11 protein-coding genes are annotated in these 13,290 nt (G+C 72.5%); 6 read left to right on the top strand and 5 right to left on the bottom strand.

Annotated elements, in window-relative coordinates:
- Positions 1-234: 234 nt before the first annotated feature.
- Together ACF08N_RS30080 and ACF08N_RS30085 are read right to left on the bottom strand one after the other, a co-directional pair.
- Entirely contained in the window at positions 235-1,182 is a 948-nt protein-coding gene (locus ACF08N_RS30080; RefSeq protein ID WP_392327870.1) for a carbohydrate kinase family protein, read from the bottom strand.
- Positions 1,179-2,090 carry a pseudouridine-5'-phosphate glycosidase gene (locus tag ACF08N_RS30085; protein ID WP_392327871.1) on the bottom strand — a complete coding sequence of 304 codons (912 nt, stop codon included), beginning with the start codon at positions 2,088-2,090 and terminating at the stop codon, positions 1,179-1,181. The genes ACF08N_RS30080 and ACF08N_RS30085 overlap by 4 nt, the downstream gene beginning before the upstream one ends.
- A gap of 291 nt (positions 2,091-2,381) precedes the next feature.
- Between ACF08N_RS30085 and ACF08N_RS30090 the strand changes: the two genes are divergently transcribed.
- The 3 genes from ACF08N_RS30090 to ACF08N_RS30100 are packed head-to-tail and all read left to right on the top strand — an operon-like array spanning position 2,382 to position 6,033.
- A complete protein-coding gene (locus ACF08N_RS30090; RefSeq protein WP_392327872.1) occupies positions 2,382-3,743 on the top strand; it encodes a discoidin domain-containing protein in 1,362 nt (453 codons plus the stop codon).
- The gene (locus ACF08N_RS30095) at positions 3,743-5,032 is read left to right on the top strand and encodes an MFS transporter (RefSeq protein ID WP_392327873.1); all 1,290 of its coding nucleotides are present in this window, start codon (positions 3,743-3,745) and stop codon (positions 5,030-5,032) included. The genes ACF08N_RS30090 and ACF08N_RS30095 overlap by 1 nt, the downstream gene beginning before the upstream one ends.
- Complete coding sequence (locus ACF08N_RS30100) at positions 5,029-6,033, top strand: hypothetical protein (protein WP_392327874.1); 1,005 nt, start codon at positions 5,029-5,031, stop codon at positions 6,031-6,033. Before ACF08N_RS30095 ends, ACF08N_RS30100 begins: the two co-directional genes overlap by 4 nt.
- 127 nt (positions 6,034-6,160) lie before the next feature.
- Here ACF08N_RS30100 and ACF08N_RS30105 read toward each other — a convergent pair whose 3' ends face one another.
- The 3 genes from ACF08N_RS30105 to ACF08N_RS30115 form a co-directional block, all read right to left on the bottom strand.
- Positions 6,161-7,429, bottom strand: coding sequence for an MFS transporter (locus ACF08N_RS30105; protein ID WP_392327901.1), 1,269 nt, complete (start codon positions 7,427-7,429; stop codon positions 6,161-6,163).
- 145 nt (positions 7,430-7,574) lie between these two features.
- On the bottom strand, positions 7,575-8,120 hold the full coding sequence (locus ACF08N_RS30110; protein ID WP_392327875.1) for a methylated-DNA--[protein]-cysteine S-methyltransferase: 546 nt from the start codon (positions 8,118-8,120) through the stop codon (positions 7,575-7,577).
- Between the two features lie 47 nt (positions 8,121-8,167).
- Positions 8,168-9,046, bottom strand: a complete 879-nt coding sequence (locus ACF08N_RS30115; protein ID WP_392327876.1) for a glycerophosphodiester phosphodiesterase — start codon at positions 9,044-9,046, stop codon at positions 8,168-8,170.
- A 281-nt stretch (positions 9,047-9,327) separates the two neighbouring features.
- On the opposite strand from ACF08N_RS30115, the gene ACF08N_RS30120 reads away from it, so the two are divergent.
- The 3 genes from ACF08N_RS30120 to ACF08N_RS30130 all read left to right on the top strand — a co-directional run bounded on the left by ACF08N_RS30120 (position 9,328) and on the right by ACF08N_RS30130 (position 13,171).
- On the top strand, positions 9,328-10,191 hold the full coding sequence (locus tag ACF08N_RS30120; RefSeq protein ID WP_392327877.1) for an MHYT domain-containing protein: 864 nt from the start codon (positions 9,328-9,330) through the stop codon (positions 10,189-10,191).
- A 147-nt stretch (positions 10,192-10,338) separates the two neighbouring features.
- A complete protein-coding gene (gene uvrB / locus ACF08N_RS30125) occupies positions 10,339-12,459 on the top strand; it encodes an excinuclease ABC subunit UvrB (protein ID WP_392327878.1) in 2,121 nt (706 codons plus the stop codon).
- Positions 12,460-12,592: 133 nt separating this feature from the next.
- Positions 12,593-13,171, top strand: coding sequence for a TerD family protein (locus tag ACF08N_RS30130; protein WP_324979169.1), 579 nt, complete (start codon positions 12,593-12,595; stop codon positions 13,169-13,171).
- The last annotated feature ends 119 nt before the right edge of the window (positions 13,172-13,290 follow it).

Below are 13,290 nucleotides of genomic sequence, written 5' to 3' on the forward strand. Positions count from 1 at the left end.
GCCTTGATGGGTTGCCAGGCGCGGGCGGCCAACTGCCGGTTTGCCGACATGGTCAGCCGCGCCCTGACGTCGCTCGGCGCGGGTGGCCAACCCTAGGTGCCGACACGGTCGGCCGCGGCTTGACCTCACCCGGCGCGGGGCGGCCAGCCCTCGGCGCGCGCGGCCGCCGGCCCGACTCTCGCCCGGCCGGGGCGCGTCACTCGCGGGCCCCTGACGTCACCCCGCCCTGGCGTCTCATGGGCGGCCGCCCACCCGTGTCACCGCGCCGGCGCCCGCGCGGCAGCCCTCCGCCGCCGCCGTGGCGGTGTCCGCTCCCGCCAGGCGGGCGGCGAGGAACGCGCCCGTGAACGCGTCGCCCGCTCCCGTCGTGTCCACCGCCTCGGCCGGTACGGCCGGAACGCGCGCCGTGACCCGGCCCGACTCGGCGACCAGGGCACCCCGTCCGCCCAGGGTCACGACCGTGAGCGGCACGACGCGGCTGAGCTTCGCCGCCGCGTCGGCCGCATCCGGCAGGCCGGTGAGCAGTCGGGCCTCGTCCTCGTTGGGGAACAGTACGTCCGCGCCGTCGAGGGCCGACAGCACGGTGTCGACGCCCAGTTCGGCGATGAAGCCCGCCGACGCCGGGTCCACACTCACCGGAACGCCACGTTCCCGTGCGGACCGCATCGCGAGGCCCGCAGCCTGCCTGCTCGTACCGGAGAACAGGAGGTAGCCCGACACGTGCAGATGCCCGACCCCGTCCAGCAGGGACGGTGCCCAGTCGTCGGTGCCCAGTCGCAGCACCGCGCCGCTGTCCGTGAGGAAGGTGCGCTCGGCGCCCTCGTCGACGAGGGCCACCACGGTCGCGGTCGGCGCCTCGGCGTCGGCCACCAGAAGCGGACGCACACCCGCCGACGTCAGCCGCTCGGCGTGCCAGGCCGCGTCCGCCTCGCCCGCGCAGGCGAGGAGACGGACGTCGGCGCAGCCCCAACGGGCGGCCCAACAGGCGACATTGGCCCCCGCTCCGCCCGGCAGGATGCGGATACGGGCGGCCGTGTCGGTGCCCCGCGCGAGCGGCGTGCGATGACGTGCCACGACGTCCGTGACGACGTCGCCGACCACGAGCAGTCCCGGCGGGCCGGCCGGCGGCCCGGCTCCGTCCGCCCCTCCCGCCCGGCCGGCCCTCCTCGCGCCGCCCGTCATGCGTACGCCGCGGCGATGCGCGCCGCGAGCCGTACGTTGCCCCGCACCGCCGCCAGGTTGGCCTCCAGCGACGCGCCCTCGGTGTAGCGCATCAGCCGTTCCAGCAGGAAGGGAGTGACGGCCTGCCCGGTGATGCCCTCCTCCCGTGCCTCGCCGAGCGCCCGCGCGAGCACCCGGTCGTGCAGGTCGGGGTCCAGCTGGTCCTCGACGGAGACCGGATTGGCCACGACAAGGGCGGAGTACGGCTCGGCGAGCAGGTCCTTGGCGTGCATCACCGCGGCGACCTCCTCGGGCGTGCTGACGGTCCAGTCGACCGGTTCGCCCGACGACGTCAGGTAGAAGCCGGGGAAGTGGTCGGTCCCGTAGCCGACGACCCCCACGCCGAGCGTCTCCAGCCGCTGGAGGGTGGCGGGGACGTCCAGGATCGACTTGACGCCCGCGCAGACCACGGTGAGGCCGACCTGCGCGAGCAGCCGCAGGTCGGCCGACTCGTCCTGTGTCTCGGTCCAGCCCCGGTGCACACCGCCGAGTCCGCCGGTCGCGAAGACGGGGATGCCTGTCCGGTCGGCGAGGAACGCCGTGGCGGAGACCGTCGTCGCCCCGCTCGCGCCGGTCGCCAGGGCGGGAGCCAGATCGCGGTGGCCCAGCTTGCGCATGCCGGGGTCGCCCGCGACGCGCTCCAACTCGGCCTTCCCCAGGCCGATGTGCGCCCGCCCGTCGAGCACGGCGATCGTGGCGGGTACGGCTCCCTCGGCCCGTACCAGCGCTTCCAGTTCCTCGGCCACGGCCAGATTGCGGGGGCGGGGCAGCCCGTGCGCGATGATCGTCGACTCCAGGGCGACGACGGGCGCGCCGGCGTCGAGCGCCTCCTGGACCTCTTCGGACACTGTTATCGCGGTCTTCACCATGTCCCCATCCCTGGCACGGCGGCGGGCCGCCCAAACGTGGACCGGCGGGCGTACGGAAGCCCGCCCCGGATGCCGCACGACACTGATAGGAAAGTTTCCTGACAACTATTGACAGGGGCATGGCCTCTTGCCACCATCCCGGCAGCGGCTTGGCGCGGCGCCCTGTCCCCACGGGCGTGACGCGCTCAGCGAGAGCTCTGACCCGGCCGCCGGTACGCCGTGCCCTGCCCCCTGCACGGCGCCTCGCACGGAGTCCAGCTCTCGCCGTCCCCCCGCACAGGGAGCCCCGGTATGCGCCTGACCGTCTCCGCCCCACCACGCCGGACCACGGCACTCGCCCTCGCCGCCGTCCTGCTGCTCGTCGTCGGCGTGCTCGTCGTCCGCCCGGACCGCGCCGACGCCGTCGCCGGCGGCCCGAGGGCCGCCGTGCCGCTCGCCGACCCGCTCATCTCGCGCGGCAAACCCGCCACCGCGTCGTCGCTCGAAGGCTCCGGCTTCGCCGCCGGCAACGCCTTCGACGGTGACCCCGCCACCCGCTGGGCCTCCGCCGAGGGAAAGGACCCGCAATGGATCCGCGTCGACCTCGGCGCGACGGCGACCGTGTCCCGGGTGACCCTCACCTGGGAGGCCGCCCACGCCAAGGCGTACCGCGTCGAAATCTCCGCGGACGGCGCCTCCTGGACCCGGCTCGCCGAGGAATCGGCGGGCAACGGAGGCACCGACGACCTCACCTCGCTCTCCGGCAAGGGCCGCTACCTGCGTGTCTACGGCACCGTCCGCGGCACCCCGTACGGCTACTCCCTCTTCGAGGCGGACGTCTACGGCACCACCGGCGGCGGTCAGCCGCCCACCGGGGCCTTCACCGTGGTCGCCGCGGGCGACATCGCGGCCCAGTGCACCGCGTCGTCCAGCTCCTGCGCCCACCCGAAGACCGCCGCGCAGGCCCAGCGGATCAACCCGAAGTTCTATCTGACGATGGGCGACAACCAGTACGACGACGCCCGGATCTCCGACTTCCGCAACTACTACGACAGGACCTGGGGCGCCTTCAAGGCGAAGACACGTCCCGTGCCCGGCAACCACGAGTCGTACGACCCGGCGGGCCCGTTCCGGGGCTACAAGGAGTACTTCGGCTCCCTCGCCTACCCGCAGGGCAAGCCGTACTACAGCTACGACGAGGGCAACTGGCACTTCATCGCCCTCGACTCCAACACCTTCGACGACGCCGCGCAGATCCAGTGGCTCAAGGACGACCTCGCCCGCACCACCAAGCGCTGCGTCGCCGCCTACTGGCACCACCCGCTGTTCAGCTCGGGCGGACACGGCAACGATCCGGTGAGCAAGCCCGTGTGGAAGCTGCTGTACGGCGCGCGGGCCGACCTCGTACTCGGCGGGCACGACCACCACTACGAGCGGTTCGCACCGCAGGATCCCGAGGGCCGCGCCACCCCGGACGGCATCGTCGAGATCGTCGGCGGCATGGGCGGCGCCGAGCCGTATCCGATCGAGCAGGTCCAGCCCAACAGCCAGAAGCGCATCAGCGGCTCCTACGGCGTGCTGAAGCTGGACTTCACCGACTCCACATACCGATGGAGCTACATCGGAACGGACGGGACGGCCAAGGACACCAGCCCCACCTACACCTGCCACTGATGTACCTGGCCACCACCGGCCGCCGCGACGCGCCGCCCGCCCCGGGGACACCCCCTGGGGCGGCGCGGCGGGTCCCCGGCGCCGTGATCGCGCTCGGAACGGTCAGCCTCGTCACCGACATCTCCTCCGAGATGGTCACCGCGGTGCTGCCGCTCTACTTCGTCCTCGGACTCGGCCTCTCGCCCCTCCAATTCGGCTTCCTGGACGGGCTCTTCAACGGCGTCACCGCACTCGTACGGCTCCTAGGCGGCCACGCCGCCGACCGCGGCGGCCGCCACAAACGCGTGGCCGGAGCCGGTTACGCGCTGTCCGCGCTCTCCCGCATCGGACTGCTGCTCGCGGGCGGCGCGACCTTCGGCATCGCCGCCGCGCTGGCCGCCGACCGCATCGGCAAGGGCATCCGCACGGCGCCCAGGGACGCCCTGATCACCCTCAGCAGCCCGCCGGACGGACTCGGGCGGGCCTTCGGCGTGCACCGCGCGATGGACACCACCGGCGCGCTGCTCGGACCGCTCGCCGCGTTCGCGCTGCTGTGGGCGACGGCGGACGCCTACGACGCCGTCTTCGTCGTCAGCTTCTGCACCGGGCTGCTCGGCGTCGTGCTGCTCGTCGTCCTCGTCCCCGGCAGGGCGGCCCACGGCGACGTCCCGGGCCGTGCCGCGGCCCCGCCCGACCGGCCCACGCTGCGCGCCTCCGTCCTCGGACCCCTGCGCAGCCCGGTCTTCCGCCGCATCCTGCTCGCCGCCGCCGTACTCGGCGCGGCAACCGTCGGCGACGCCTTCGTCTACCTACTGCTCCAGCGCACGCTCGACATCGGCGTGAACTGGTTCCCCCTGCTGCCGCTCGGCGCGGCCGCCGTCTATCTGCTGCTCGCCGTGCCCGCGGGCCGCGCGGCGGACCGGTTCGGACGCCGACTGCCCTTCCTGTGCGGGCACGGCGCACTGCTCGCCGCGTACCTGCTGCTGCTCGGGCCGGCCGGCGGAGTCCTGCTGCTGACGACTGTCCTGCTGCTGCTCGGCGTCTTCTACGCGGCGACGGACGGCGTACTCATGGCGCTGGCCGGTCCGGTGCTCCCGGCCGCCCGCAGGGCCGGGGGGCTCGCGCTCCTCCAGACCGGCCAGGCCGTCGCGCGGCTGTGCGCGGCGGCCGGATTCGGGGCGGCGTGGACCGTATGGGGTCCGGGGACCGCGCTGGTGCTGGCGGCGGCGGCGATGGGCGCGGCACTGGCGGTGGCGTGGGCCGTACTGCCCCGGACCGATGCGGTTCCCGGCGAACGGAGTGTGCGATGAACGCGTCCCGGCTCAGCATGCGGGCACGTGCCGGATTGCTCGCGCTCGCGGCACTCGTCCTGGCGGGAGTGGCCGTCGGCTACACGGTGCGTGCCGCGGAACGCCGCCCCGAACCGGCCGCGGCGGAGGCGACGTTCACCCTGGAGGGCCCCCGCCTCTACTTCCGCAGCGCCGGATCCGAGGGCAAGGGGAACGGCGGCCGTGTCGCGTACCGGCCCGTCGACGGCCCGGCCCCCGGCGCGCGCACGGTCGGCGGCGGTCCCGCCTGCGAGCGGTTCTACGCGGCGGGCGGCACGGGCCTGTGCCTGCAACGCCGCCCCGGGGTGCCGCCGCGCACCTACGCCGTCGTCCTCGACCGGCGCATGCGCGAGGTGCGCCGCGTCGCGGTGCCCGGCATTCCGAACCGGGCCCGGGTGTCGGCGTCCGGGCGGATGCTGTCGTGGACGAACTTCGCCGTCGGCGACTCCTACGCGTCCTCGTCCTTCTCGACGCGCACGTCCATCCTCGATCTGCGCACGGGCTTCCTGGTCAAGAACATGGAACAGATCCCGCTGACCATCGACGGACGCCGCTACCACGCACCGGACGTCAACTACTGGGGCGTGACGTTCGCACGCGACGACAACCGCTTCTACGCGACCGTCTCGACGAAGGGCCGCACCTATCTCGTGGAGGGCGACATGCGCGCATGGTCGGCCCGGGCGCTGCGGGAGAACGTCGAATGCCCGTCCCTGTCCCCGGACAACACCCGGCTGGTCTTCAAGAAGCAGGTCCGCGACGACCCCCGCCGCCCGTGGCGTCTGTACGCCCTGGATCTGCGCACGATGCGGGAGTGGCCGCTGGCGGAGACGCGCAGCGTGGACGACCAGGCGGCATGGCTGGACAACGACACCGTGGCGTACGGACTGGCACCGGGCGACATCTGGTCGGTCCCGGCCTCCGGCACGGCCCGTCCCCGCCTGCTGATCCGCGGGGGGACGTCGCCGTCGCCGGTGCGGTGACCGCCACGGGGCGCTGCCACCCGTTCCCGAAACGCCCCGCGCGGCGCCCCCCGTCCCGCTCACGCGCCGTGCAGCGCCCCCGTTCGGATCACGCCTCGCACAGGGCCCCCACAGCCCCCCGCCCCGCTCACGTCCGCGTCAGGGCCCGCCGTACCGCGAGCGCGGCCATCGGCAGCAGCAGCACCGCGCCGATCGCGTTCAGCCAGCCGTACCCCGCCTGGGCCACCACCAGTCCGGCCGCCGCCCCGCCCAGACCGGCCGCCGTGTTCATCGTCAGGTCCGACAGGCCCTGGACCGCCGCCCGCGCAGGCTGCGGCACGGAGTCCGTCAGCAGCGTGGAGCCCGCGACCAGCCCCGCCGACCAGCCGAGGCCCAGCAGAAACAGGCCGAGCGCCGTCCGGCCGTGGCTCGGCCCCGCCGTACCGGCCAGCAGCGCGGCCGTACTGAGCAGGCCGGCCGCCAGACCGATCACAGCCAGCCGTCCGATACGGTCCGCCAGCCAGCCCATCAGCGGCGAGAACGCGTACATGCCCGCGATATGGCCGCTGATGACCAGACCGATCAGTTGGATCCCCGCACCGTGATGGCTCAGCGCGACCGGGGTCATCGACATGATCGACACCATCGCCGTATGCGACACGGCGACGGTGACCAGCGCCAGCTGCGCCATGGGGGAGTCCCGTACCGCCCGCACTCCCGCACGCAGCGAACGCCCCTCGGGCGAGCGGTCGGCGGGCGACAGCGCGCGGGCCGTCAGCAGCGGGTCGGGGCGCAGCAGGACCAGGACCAGAACCGCCGAGACCAGGAAGACACCCGCCGCCCAGAGGAACGGACCCGCGGCCGCCGGAATGCCGAGGCCGGACACACTGCGGCCGGCGGGCGAGGCGATGTTCGGGCCGACGACCGCCCCGATCGTCGTCGCCCACACCACCGTGGAGATCGCCCGCCCGCGCCGCTCCGGCTCGGCCAGGTCCGCGGCCGCGAACCGGGCCTGGAGATTGGCCGAGGAGGCAGCGCCGAATCCGGCCATGCCGAGCAGCAGGAGCGGGAAGCTGCCGATGACGGCCGCCACCACGACCACGCCCGCGCCCAGCGCCCCGATCACGTACGCGAGGACCAGGCCCGGCCGCCGCCCCCGTGCGGTCATCAGGGCGGCCAGCGGCACCGAGAGCAGCGCGGTCCCGGCCACGGTCGCGGTCGGGGCGAGGCCGGACAGGGCTTCCGTACCACTGACTTCCTGCGCCAGCACCGCGGCGAGCGCGATTCCGGTGGCGACGCCCAGGCCGCCCAGGATCTGGCTGGCGATCAGCACGGCGTTGATCCGGCGCCGCAGCGCCGGGAGCTCGGCGGCCCCGATCACCGGGGCCTCGGATATGTCAGGAGCGTCAGGGCTGATGGTCACTGGCGCAGTGTGCCAGCGACCGCGCCGGTGCGGAACAGCGCGGGCACCGCATCAGGAACCGCGGCGACGCCTTCCCACGGCTCGCACGGGCGCCGGGGCGATCCGGCCCGCGGCCCCCGAAGGGACCGTGCCGAGCGGGTCAGAACAGCGGCTCCGGCAGCACGCCCTCCAGCGCGAGCAGCCTGCGCTTGGTCTCCAGGCCCCCGCCGAAGCCGCCCAGGCCGCCGTCCGTCTCCACCACCCGGTGGCACGGCACGACGACCGGCAGCGGGTTGGAGCCCATCGCCGCCCCGACCGCCTGGGCCGCGCCCGGCTGACCGACCCGTGCCGCGAGGTCGCCGTAGCCGATGACCGTCCCGTACGGCGCGGCGGCCGGCAGCTCGCGCAGCACCTGGCGGTTGAAACCCGCTGACAGCGACCAGTCCAGGGGGAGGTCGAAAACCCGCAGCGTGCCCTCGAAGTACGCGCGCAGCTGGCGTATCGGCTCGGCGAGCCGCCCGGTGGCCGACTCGGCGGGCAGCGCACCGAGCCGGTCCGTGAGCTGCTTCAGTGCCCGGTCCCGTATCGCGGGCCGCGCATGGAACACCACGCTCACGAGGCCGTCACCGCTCGCCGCGAGCAGCAGCGGCCCGATGTCCGTGGCGACGACGCTCCACTCGAGGGTGTTCCTGCCGGTCGTGTTCATGGGGACCACGGTACGACCGGGCACTGACAGTCCGTCCGGAACGGGCGTCAGCTCACCGCGTCCCGCACGACGTCCGGGTTGTTGGTGATGATCCCGTCCACTCCGAAGGCGTCCACGCGCGCGGCGCCCGCCGCGTCGTTCACCGTCCAGGTGTTGACCCGCAGCGGCTTGCCGTGCGCGCCCTTCAGGGCGTGGACGGCGGCCACGTAGTCGGCCGTGAGGGAGGAGTGCGTGGGGTTGATCTGGTCCGTGAACGCCGCGTACGCCGGCAGATCGGCGACCGCCGGCGTACCGAGGAAGCCGGTGGTGAGGTCCGGCCGCTGCTCGTGCACGGCCTTCACGCTGTCCGCGCCGAAGCTCTGGATGACGAGCCGGCCCGCCACGTGCCGGCGGTCCAGCCAGCCCTCCTCGCCGAGCACCCGGAGCGTGTCCTTCTCGATGCCCGGGTACAGCTCGGGCTTCTTGATCTCCAGGAGGAGCTTCTGGTTGTTGTCGTCGACGCGGTTCAGGTACTGCTTGAGCGTGGGCACGCGCGCGCCCGCCCACTCCGCGCCGCGCCAGCTGCCCGCGTCGAGGCGGGCGATCTCGGCGGCGGTGAAGTCCTTGACCTTCCACGGCGCGCGGTCGGGGAAGACCTGCTCCACGTCGGTGGTCCGGGCGAGTGAGTCGTCGTGCACGACGACGAGCTCGCCGTCCTTGGCGCGCTGGACGTCGTTCTCGACCCAGACGAAGCCCATCCGGTCCGCGAGATCGACCGCCGCGAGGGTGTTCTCGGGCGCGTACGCGGAGGCGCCGCGGTGGGCGATCACCAGGGGTTCGTCGTGCTGCGTGGCGGCTTCCGCGGTGCCGGATGCGGTACCGGGCGCGAGGAACGCGGTGATTCCGAGGGCGGTGGCGGCCAGGGCTGCGACGGGGCGTGCGTGCACGGGATTTCCTCACGTCGTCGGATCGGGACGGGCCGAGAGTGACAGTTGTCGGCCAACGCGGGACAGGCGAAGTATGGCCACAACGTGAACGGACCGCCCGCAGGCGATCACCCCGTGTCCCCCATGTCGACAAATCGCCGCCCCGGCGTTTCCACAGCGTTCCCCGGGCCGTACTCTCGCCCACAACCGGACGTTCCTTCCCGGATCGCGGGGATCGCGGGGATCGCGGAGGAACGAGGGGGCACGGGGCAGGGGACCGCACGGGGCGAAGGGCGCACGGGATGCAGGGCACGGTGGACGGTTTCGGCTATGGCCTCGTCACCCCGGTGGCGGCCTACCTCATGGCCTGCCTCGGCGGCGCCCTGGGGCTGCGCTGCACCACGCGGTCGGTGCGCCACGGCCGGGGCTTCAAGGCAGGATGGCTCGCGCTCGGCGCCACGGCCATCGGCTCGGGGATCTGGACGATGCACTTCATCGCGATGATGGGGTTCACCGTCGAGGAGGTCCCCATCAGCTACGACAAACCGACCACCTTCGCGAGCCTCGCCGTGGCCGTCGTCATGGTCGGCATCGGGATCTTCATCGTCGGCTACCGCGGCGCGACCGTGATGGCGCGGGTCACCGGCGGAACTCTCACCGGACTCGGCATCGCCTCCATGCACTACCTCGGCATGGCCGGAATGCGACTGCAGGGCGTCCTCGAATACGACACCCTCACCGTCGCGCTCTCCGTGGTCATCGCCGTCGTCGCGGCGACCGCCGCGCTGTGGGCGGCGGTGTCGGTGCACGGCTTCCCGGCCAGTCTCGGCGCCAGCCTGGTAATGGGCATCGCCGTGAGCGGGATGCACTACGTCGGGATGGCGGCGGTGAGCGTCCATCTGCACCCCACGATCGACCTGACCGCCACCGGCGAGTCCCCGGTCGGCCTGCTCGCCCCCGTCCTGGTGGGTCCCGCGGTCTTCCTGCTGCTCGCCGCCGTCGTGGTGATGTTCGATCCGCTGCTCGTGCTGGGCGAACCGGAACGGGACGACCTGCGGCGCGCCGGCGTGCCGGCCCGCCACGGGACGCTGCCGGGCCGTCGCCCCGCGTCCTGGGCCGCCGACCGCGGCCGCCGCCGGCGCTTCGCGGATCCCGACGGCCGCTGAGCCCGGGCCCGCGGGCCCGGCAGGCGCCGGAAAGCGAGCGAAACTGCTGGTGGGAGCGGGTCGGTCCGGTGGCCGGGAACCCGTGGCGGCCGGCGATCGGCAGCGGTTCGCCCCCGGCTGTCAGTGGTGGGTCGTACGGTGGATTCCATGCGGCCCGTTTCCAAGATCGAACGTACGGTGGCGCCCTTCGAGGTCGTCAGCCCCTACCAGCCCAGCGGCGACCAGCCGACGGCCATCGCCGACCTGGAGCGGCGTATCCGCGCGGGCGAGAAGGACGTCGTCCTGCTCGGCGCGACCGGCACCGGCAAGTCGGCGACCACCGCGTGGATGATCGAGAGGCTCCAGCGCCCCACCCTGGTGATGGCGCCGAACAAGACCCTGGCCGCCCAGCTGGCGAACGAATTCCGCGAGCTCCTCCCGAACAACGCGGTGGAGTACTTCGTCTCGTACTACGACTACTACCAGCCCGAGGCGTACGTCCCGCAGTCGGACACCTACATCGAGAAGGACTCCTCGATCAACGAGGAGGTCGAGCGCCTGCGCCACTCCGCGACCAACTCGCTGCTGACCCGCCGCGACGTCGTCGTGGTCGCCTCCGTCTCCTGCATCTACGGCCTCGGCACCCCGCAGGAGTACGTCGACCGCATGGTCCAGCTCAACGTCGGCGACGAGATCGACCGCGACCAGCTGCTGCGCCGCTTCGTCGACATCCAGTACACGCGCAACGACATGGCGTTCCAGCGCGGCACCTTCCGGGTCCGCGGCGACACCATCGAGATCTTCCCGGTCTACGAGGAGCTCGCCGTCCGCATCGAGATGTTCGGCGACGAGATCGAGGCCCTGTCCACCCTCCACCCGCTCACCGGCGAGATCCTCAGCGAGGACCAGTCGCTGTACGTCTTCCCCGCCAGTCACTACGTGGCCGGCCCCGAGCGCATGGAGAAGGCGGTCAACGGGATCGAGGCCGAGCTGGAGCAGCGCCTCGCGGAGCTCGACAAGCAGGGCAAGCTGCTGGAGTCCCAGCGGCTGCGCATGCGCACGACGTACGACATCGAGATGATGCGCCAGATCGGCTCCTGCTCGGGCATCGAGAACTACTCGATGCACTTCGACGACCGCGAGCCCGGCTCCCCGCCCAACACCCTCCTCGACTACTTCCCCGAGGACTTCCTCCTCGTCATCGACGAGTCGCATGTGACGGTCCCCCAGATCGGCGCGATGTACGAGGGCGACGCCTCCCGCAAGCGCACCCTCGTCGACCACGGCTTCCGGCTGCCGTCCGCCCTCGACAACCGCCCGCTGAAGTGGGAGGAGTTCAAGGAGCGGATCGGCCAGACCGTCTACCTGTCCGCCACCCCCGGCACCTACGAGCTCTCGCGCGGCGACGGCTTCGTGGAGCAGATCATCCGCCCCACGGGTCTCGTCGACCCGGAGGTCGTCGTCAAGCCCACCGAGGGCCAGATCGACGACCTGGTCCACGAGATCCGGCTGCGCACGGAGAAGGACGAGCGGGTCCTCGTCACCACGCTCACCAAGAAGATGGCCGAGGACCTCACCGACTACTTCCTCGAACTGGGCATCCAGGTCCGCTACCTCCACAGCGACGTCGACACCCTCCGCCGCGTCGAGCTGCTGCGCGAACTGCGCGCCGGCGAGTACGACGTCCTGGTCGGCATCAACCTCCTGCGTGAGGGCCTCGACCTCCCCGAGGTCTCGCTGGTGGCCATCCTGGACGCGGACAAGGAGGGGTTCCTGCGCTCCGGCACGTCCCTGATCCAGACCATCGGCCGCGCGGCGCGCAACGTCTCCGGCCAGGTCCACATGTACGCGGACAAGGTCACGCCCGCGATGGAGAAGGCCATCGAGGAGACCAATCGCCGCCGCGAGAAGCAGATCGCGTACAACACCGAGAAGGGCATCGACCCGCAGCCCCTCCGCAAGAAGATCAACGACATCGTCGCGACGATCGCCCGCGAGGAGGTCGACACGGAGCAGCTGCTCGGCACCGGCTACCGGCAGGCGAAGGCCGAGAAGGCCGGCAAGGCCGCCAAGGCCCCCGTGCCCGCGCTCGGCACGTCGGGCGCGAGGAAGGGCGAGGTGCTCAGCGACCGCCCCGCGACCGAACTGGCCGGAATCATCGAGGAGATGACCGAGCGGATGCGGGCCGCGGCGGCAGAGCTGCAGTTCGAGGTGGCCGCGCGACTGCGCGACGAGGTGAGCGAGTTGAAGAAGGAGCTCCGCCAGATGAAGGAGGCGGGCCTCGCCTGACGCAGGCCACGGACGCTGTGTTGCAAGACCGACACAAATTCGGGCGGACGGTCCTGCTCCGCCGCCCCGACTGCGTAGGGTGCAGGTCAACCGCACATTTGGGCGGTGGCAATTCTCAAGAAGGGGACAGCGCGTGACGGTCAACATGACCAAGGGCCAGGCCATCAGCCTGCAGAAGAGCGACGGGGGTACCCTCACTGCTGTGCGGATGGGGCTCGGCTGGCAGGCGGCGCCGCGCCGCGGTCTGTTCGGCTCGCGCACCCGCGAGATCGACCTCGACGCGTCGGCCGTGCTGTTCGCCGACAAGCAGCCGGTGGACGTGGTCTTCTTCCGTCACCTCGTCAGCGACGACGGCTCGGTCAAGCACACCGGTGACAACCTGGTGGGCGGCGCCGGTTCCGGCGGCGACGACGAGGCGATCCTCGTCGACCTGCAGCGGGTGCCGGTCCACATCGACCAGATCGTCTTCACGGTGAACTCGTTCACCGGCCAGACGTTCCAGGAGGTGCAGAACGCCTTCTGCCGCATCGTCGACGAGACCAACGGCCAGGAGCTCGCCCGCTACACGCTCGACGGCGGCGGCCAGTACACGGCGCAGATCATGGCCAAGGTGCACCGCGCCGGCGCCGGCTGGCAGATGACGGCCCTCGGCAACCCGGCCAACGGCCGGACGTTCCAGGACCTGATGCCGTCGATCCTGCCGCACCTGTAGGCGTTCACCGCAGGCCGGACCGTATCGACGGACCCGCAGCTCCCGGAGGCATCGCCGCCGGGAGCTGCACCGCTTGCACCGCACGACACGAACCGCCGGGCGCCCGCACGCCGGCGATG

The sequence above is a fragment of the Streptomyces sp. NPDC015127 genome (assembly GCF_043080095.1).
Classification (GTDB): Bacteria; Actinomycetota; Actinomycetes; order Streptomycetales; family Streptomycetaceae; genus Streptomyces.

Coding starts and splice junctions, on each gene's coding strand:
- uvrB (WP_392327878.1), top strand. CDS start 10,339: ATGCGGCCCGTTTCCAAGATCGAACGTACGGTGGCGCCCTTCGAGGTC.
- ACF08N_RS30090 (WP_392327872.1), top strand. CDS start 2,382: ATGCGCCTGACCGTCTCCGCCCCACCACGCCGGACCACGGCACTCGCC.
- ACF08N_RS30085 (WP_392327871.1), bottom strand. CDS start 2,090: ATGGTGAAGACCGCGATAACAGTGTCCGAAGAGGTCCAGGAGGCGCTC.
- ACF08N_RS30110 (WP_392327875.1), bottom strand. CDS start 8,120: ATGAACACGACCGGCAGGAACACCCTCGAGTGGAGCGTCGTCGCCACG.
- ACF08N_RS30095 (WP_392327873.1), top strand. CDS start 3,743: ATGTACCTGGCCACCACCGGCCGCCGCGACGCGCCGCCCGCCCCGGGG.
- ACF08N_RS30120 (WP_392327877.1), top strand. CDS start 9,328: ATGCAGGGCACGGTGGACGGTTTCGGCTATGGCCTCGTCACCCCGGTG.
- ACF08N_RS30100 (WP_392327874.1), top strand. CDS start 5,029: ATGAACGCGTCCCGGCTCAGCATGCGGGCACGTGCCGGATTGCTCGCG.
- ACF08N_RS30080 (WP_392327870.1), bottom strand. CDS start 1,182: ATGACGGGCGGCGCGAGGAGGGCCGGCCGGGCGGGAGGGGCGGACGGA.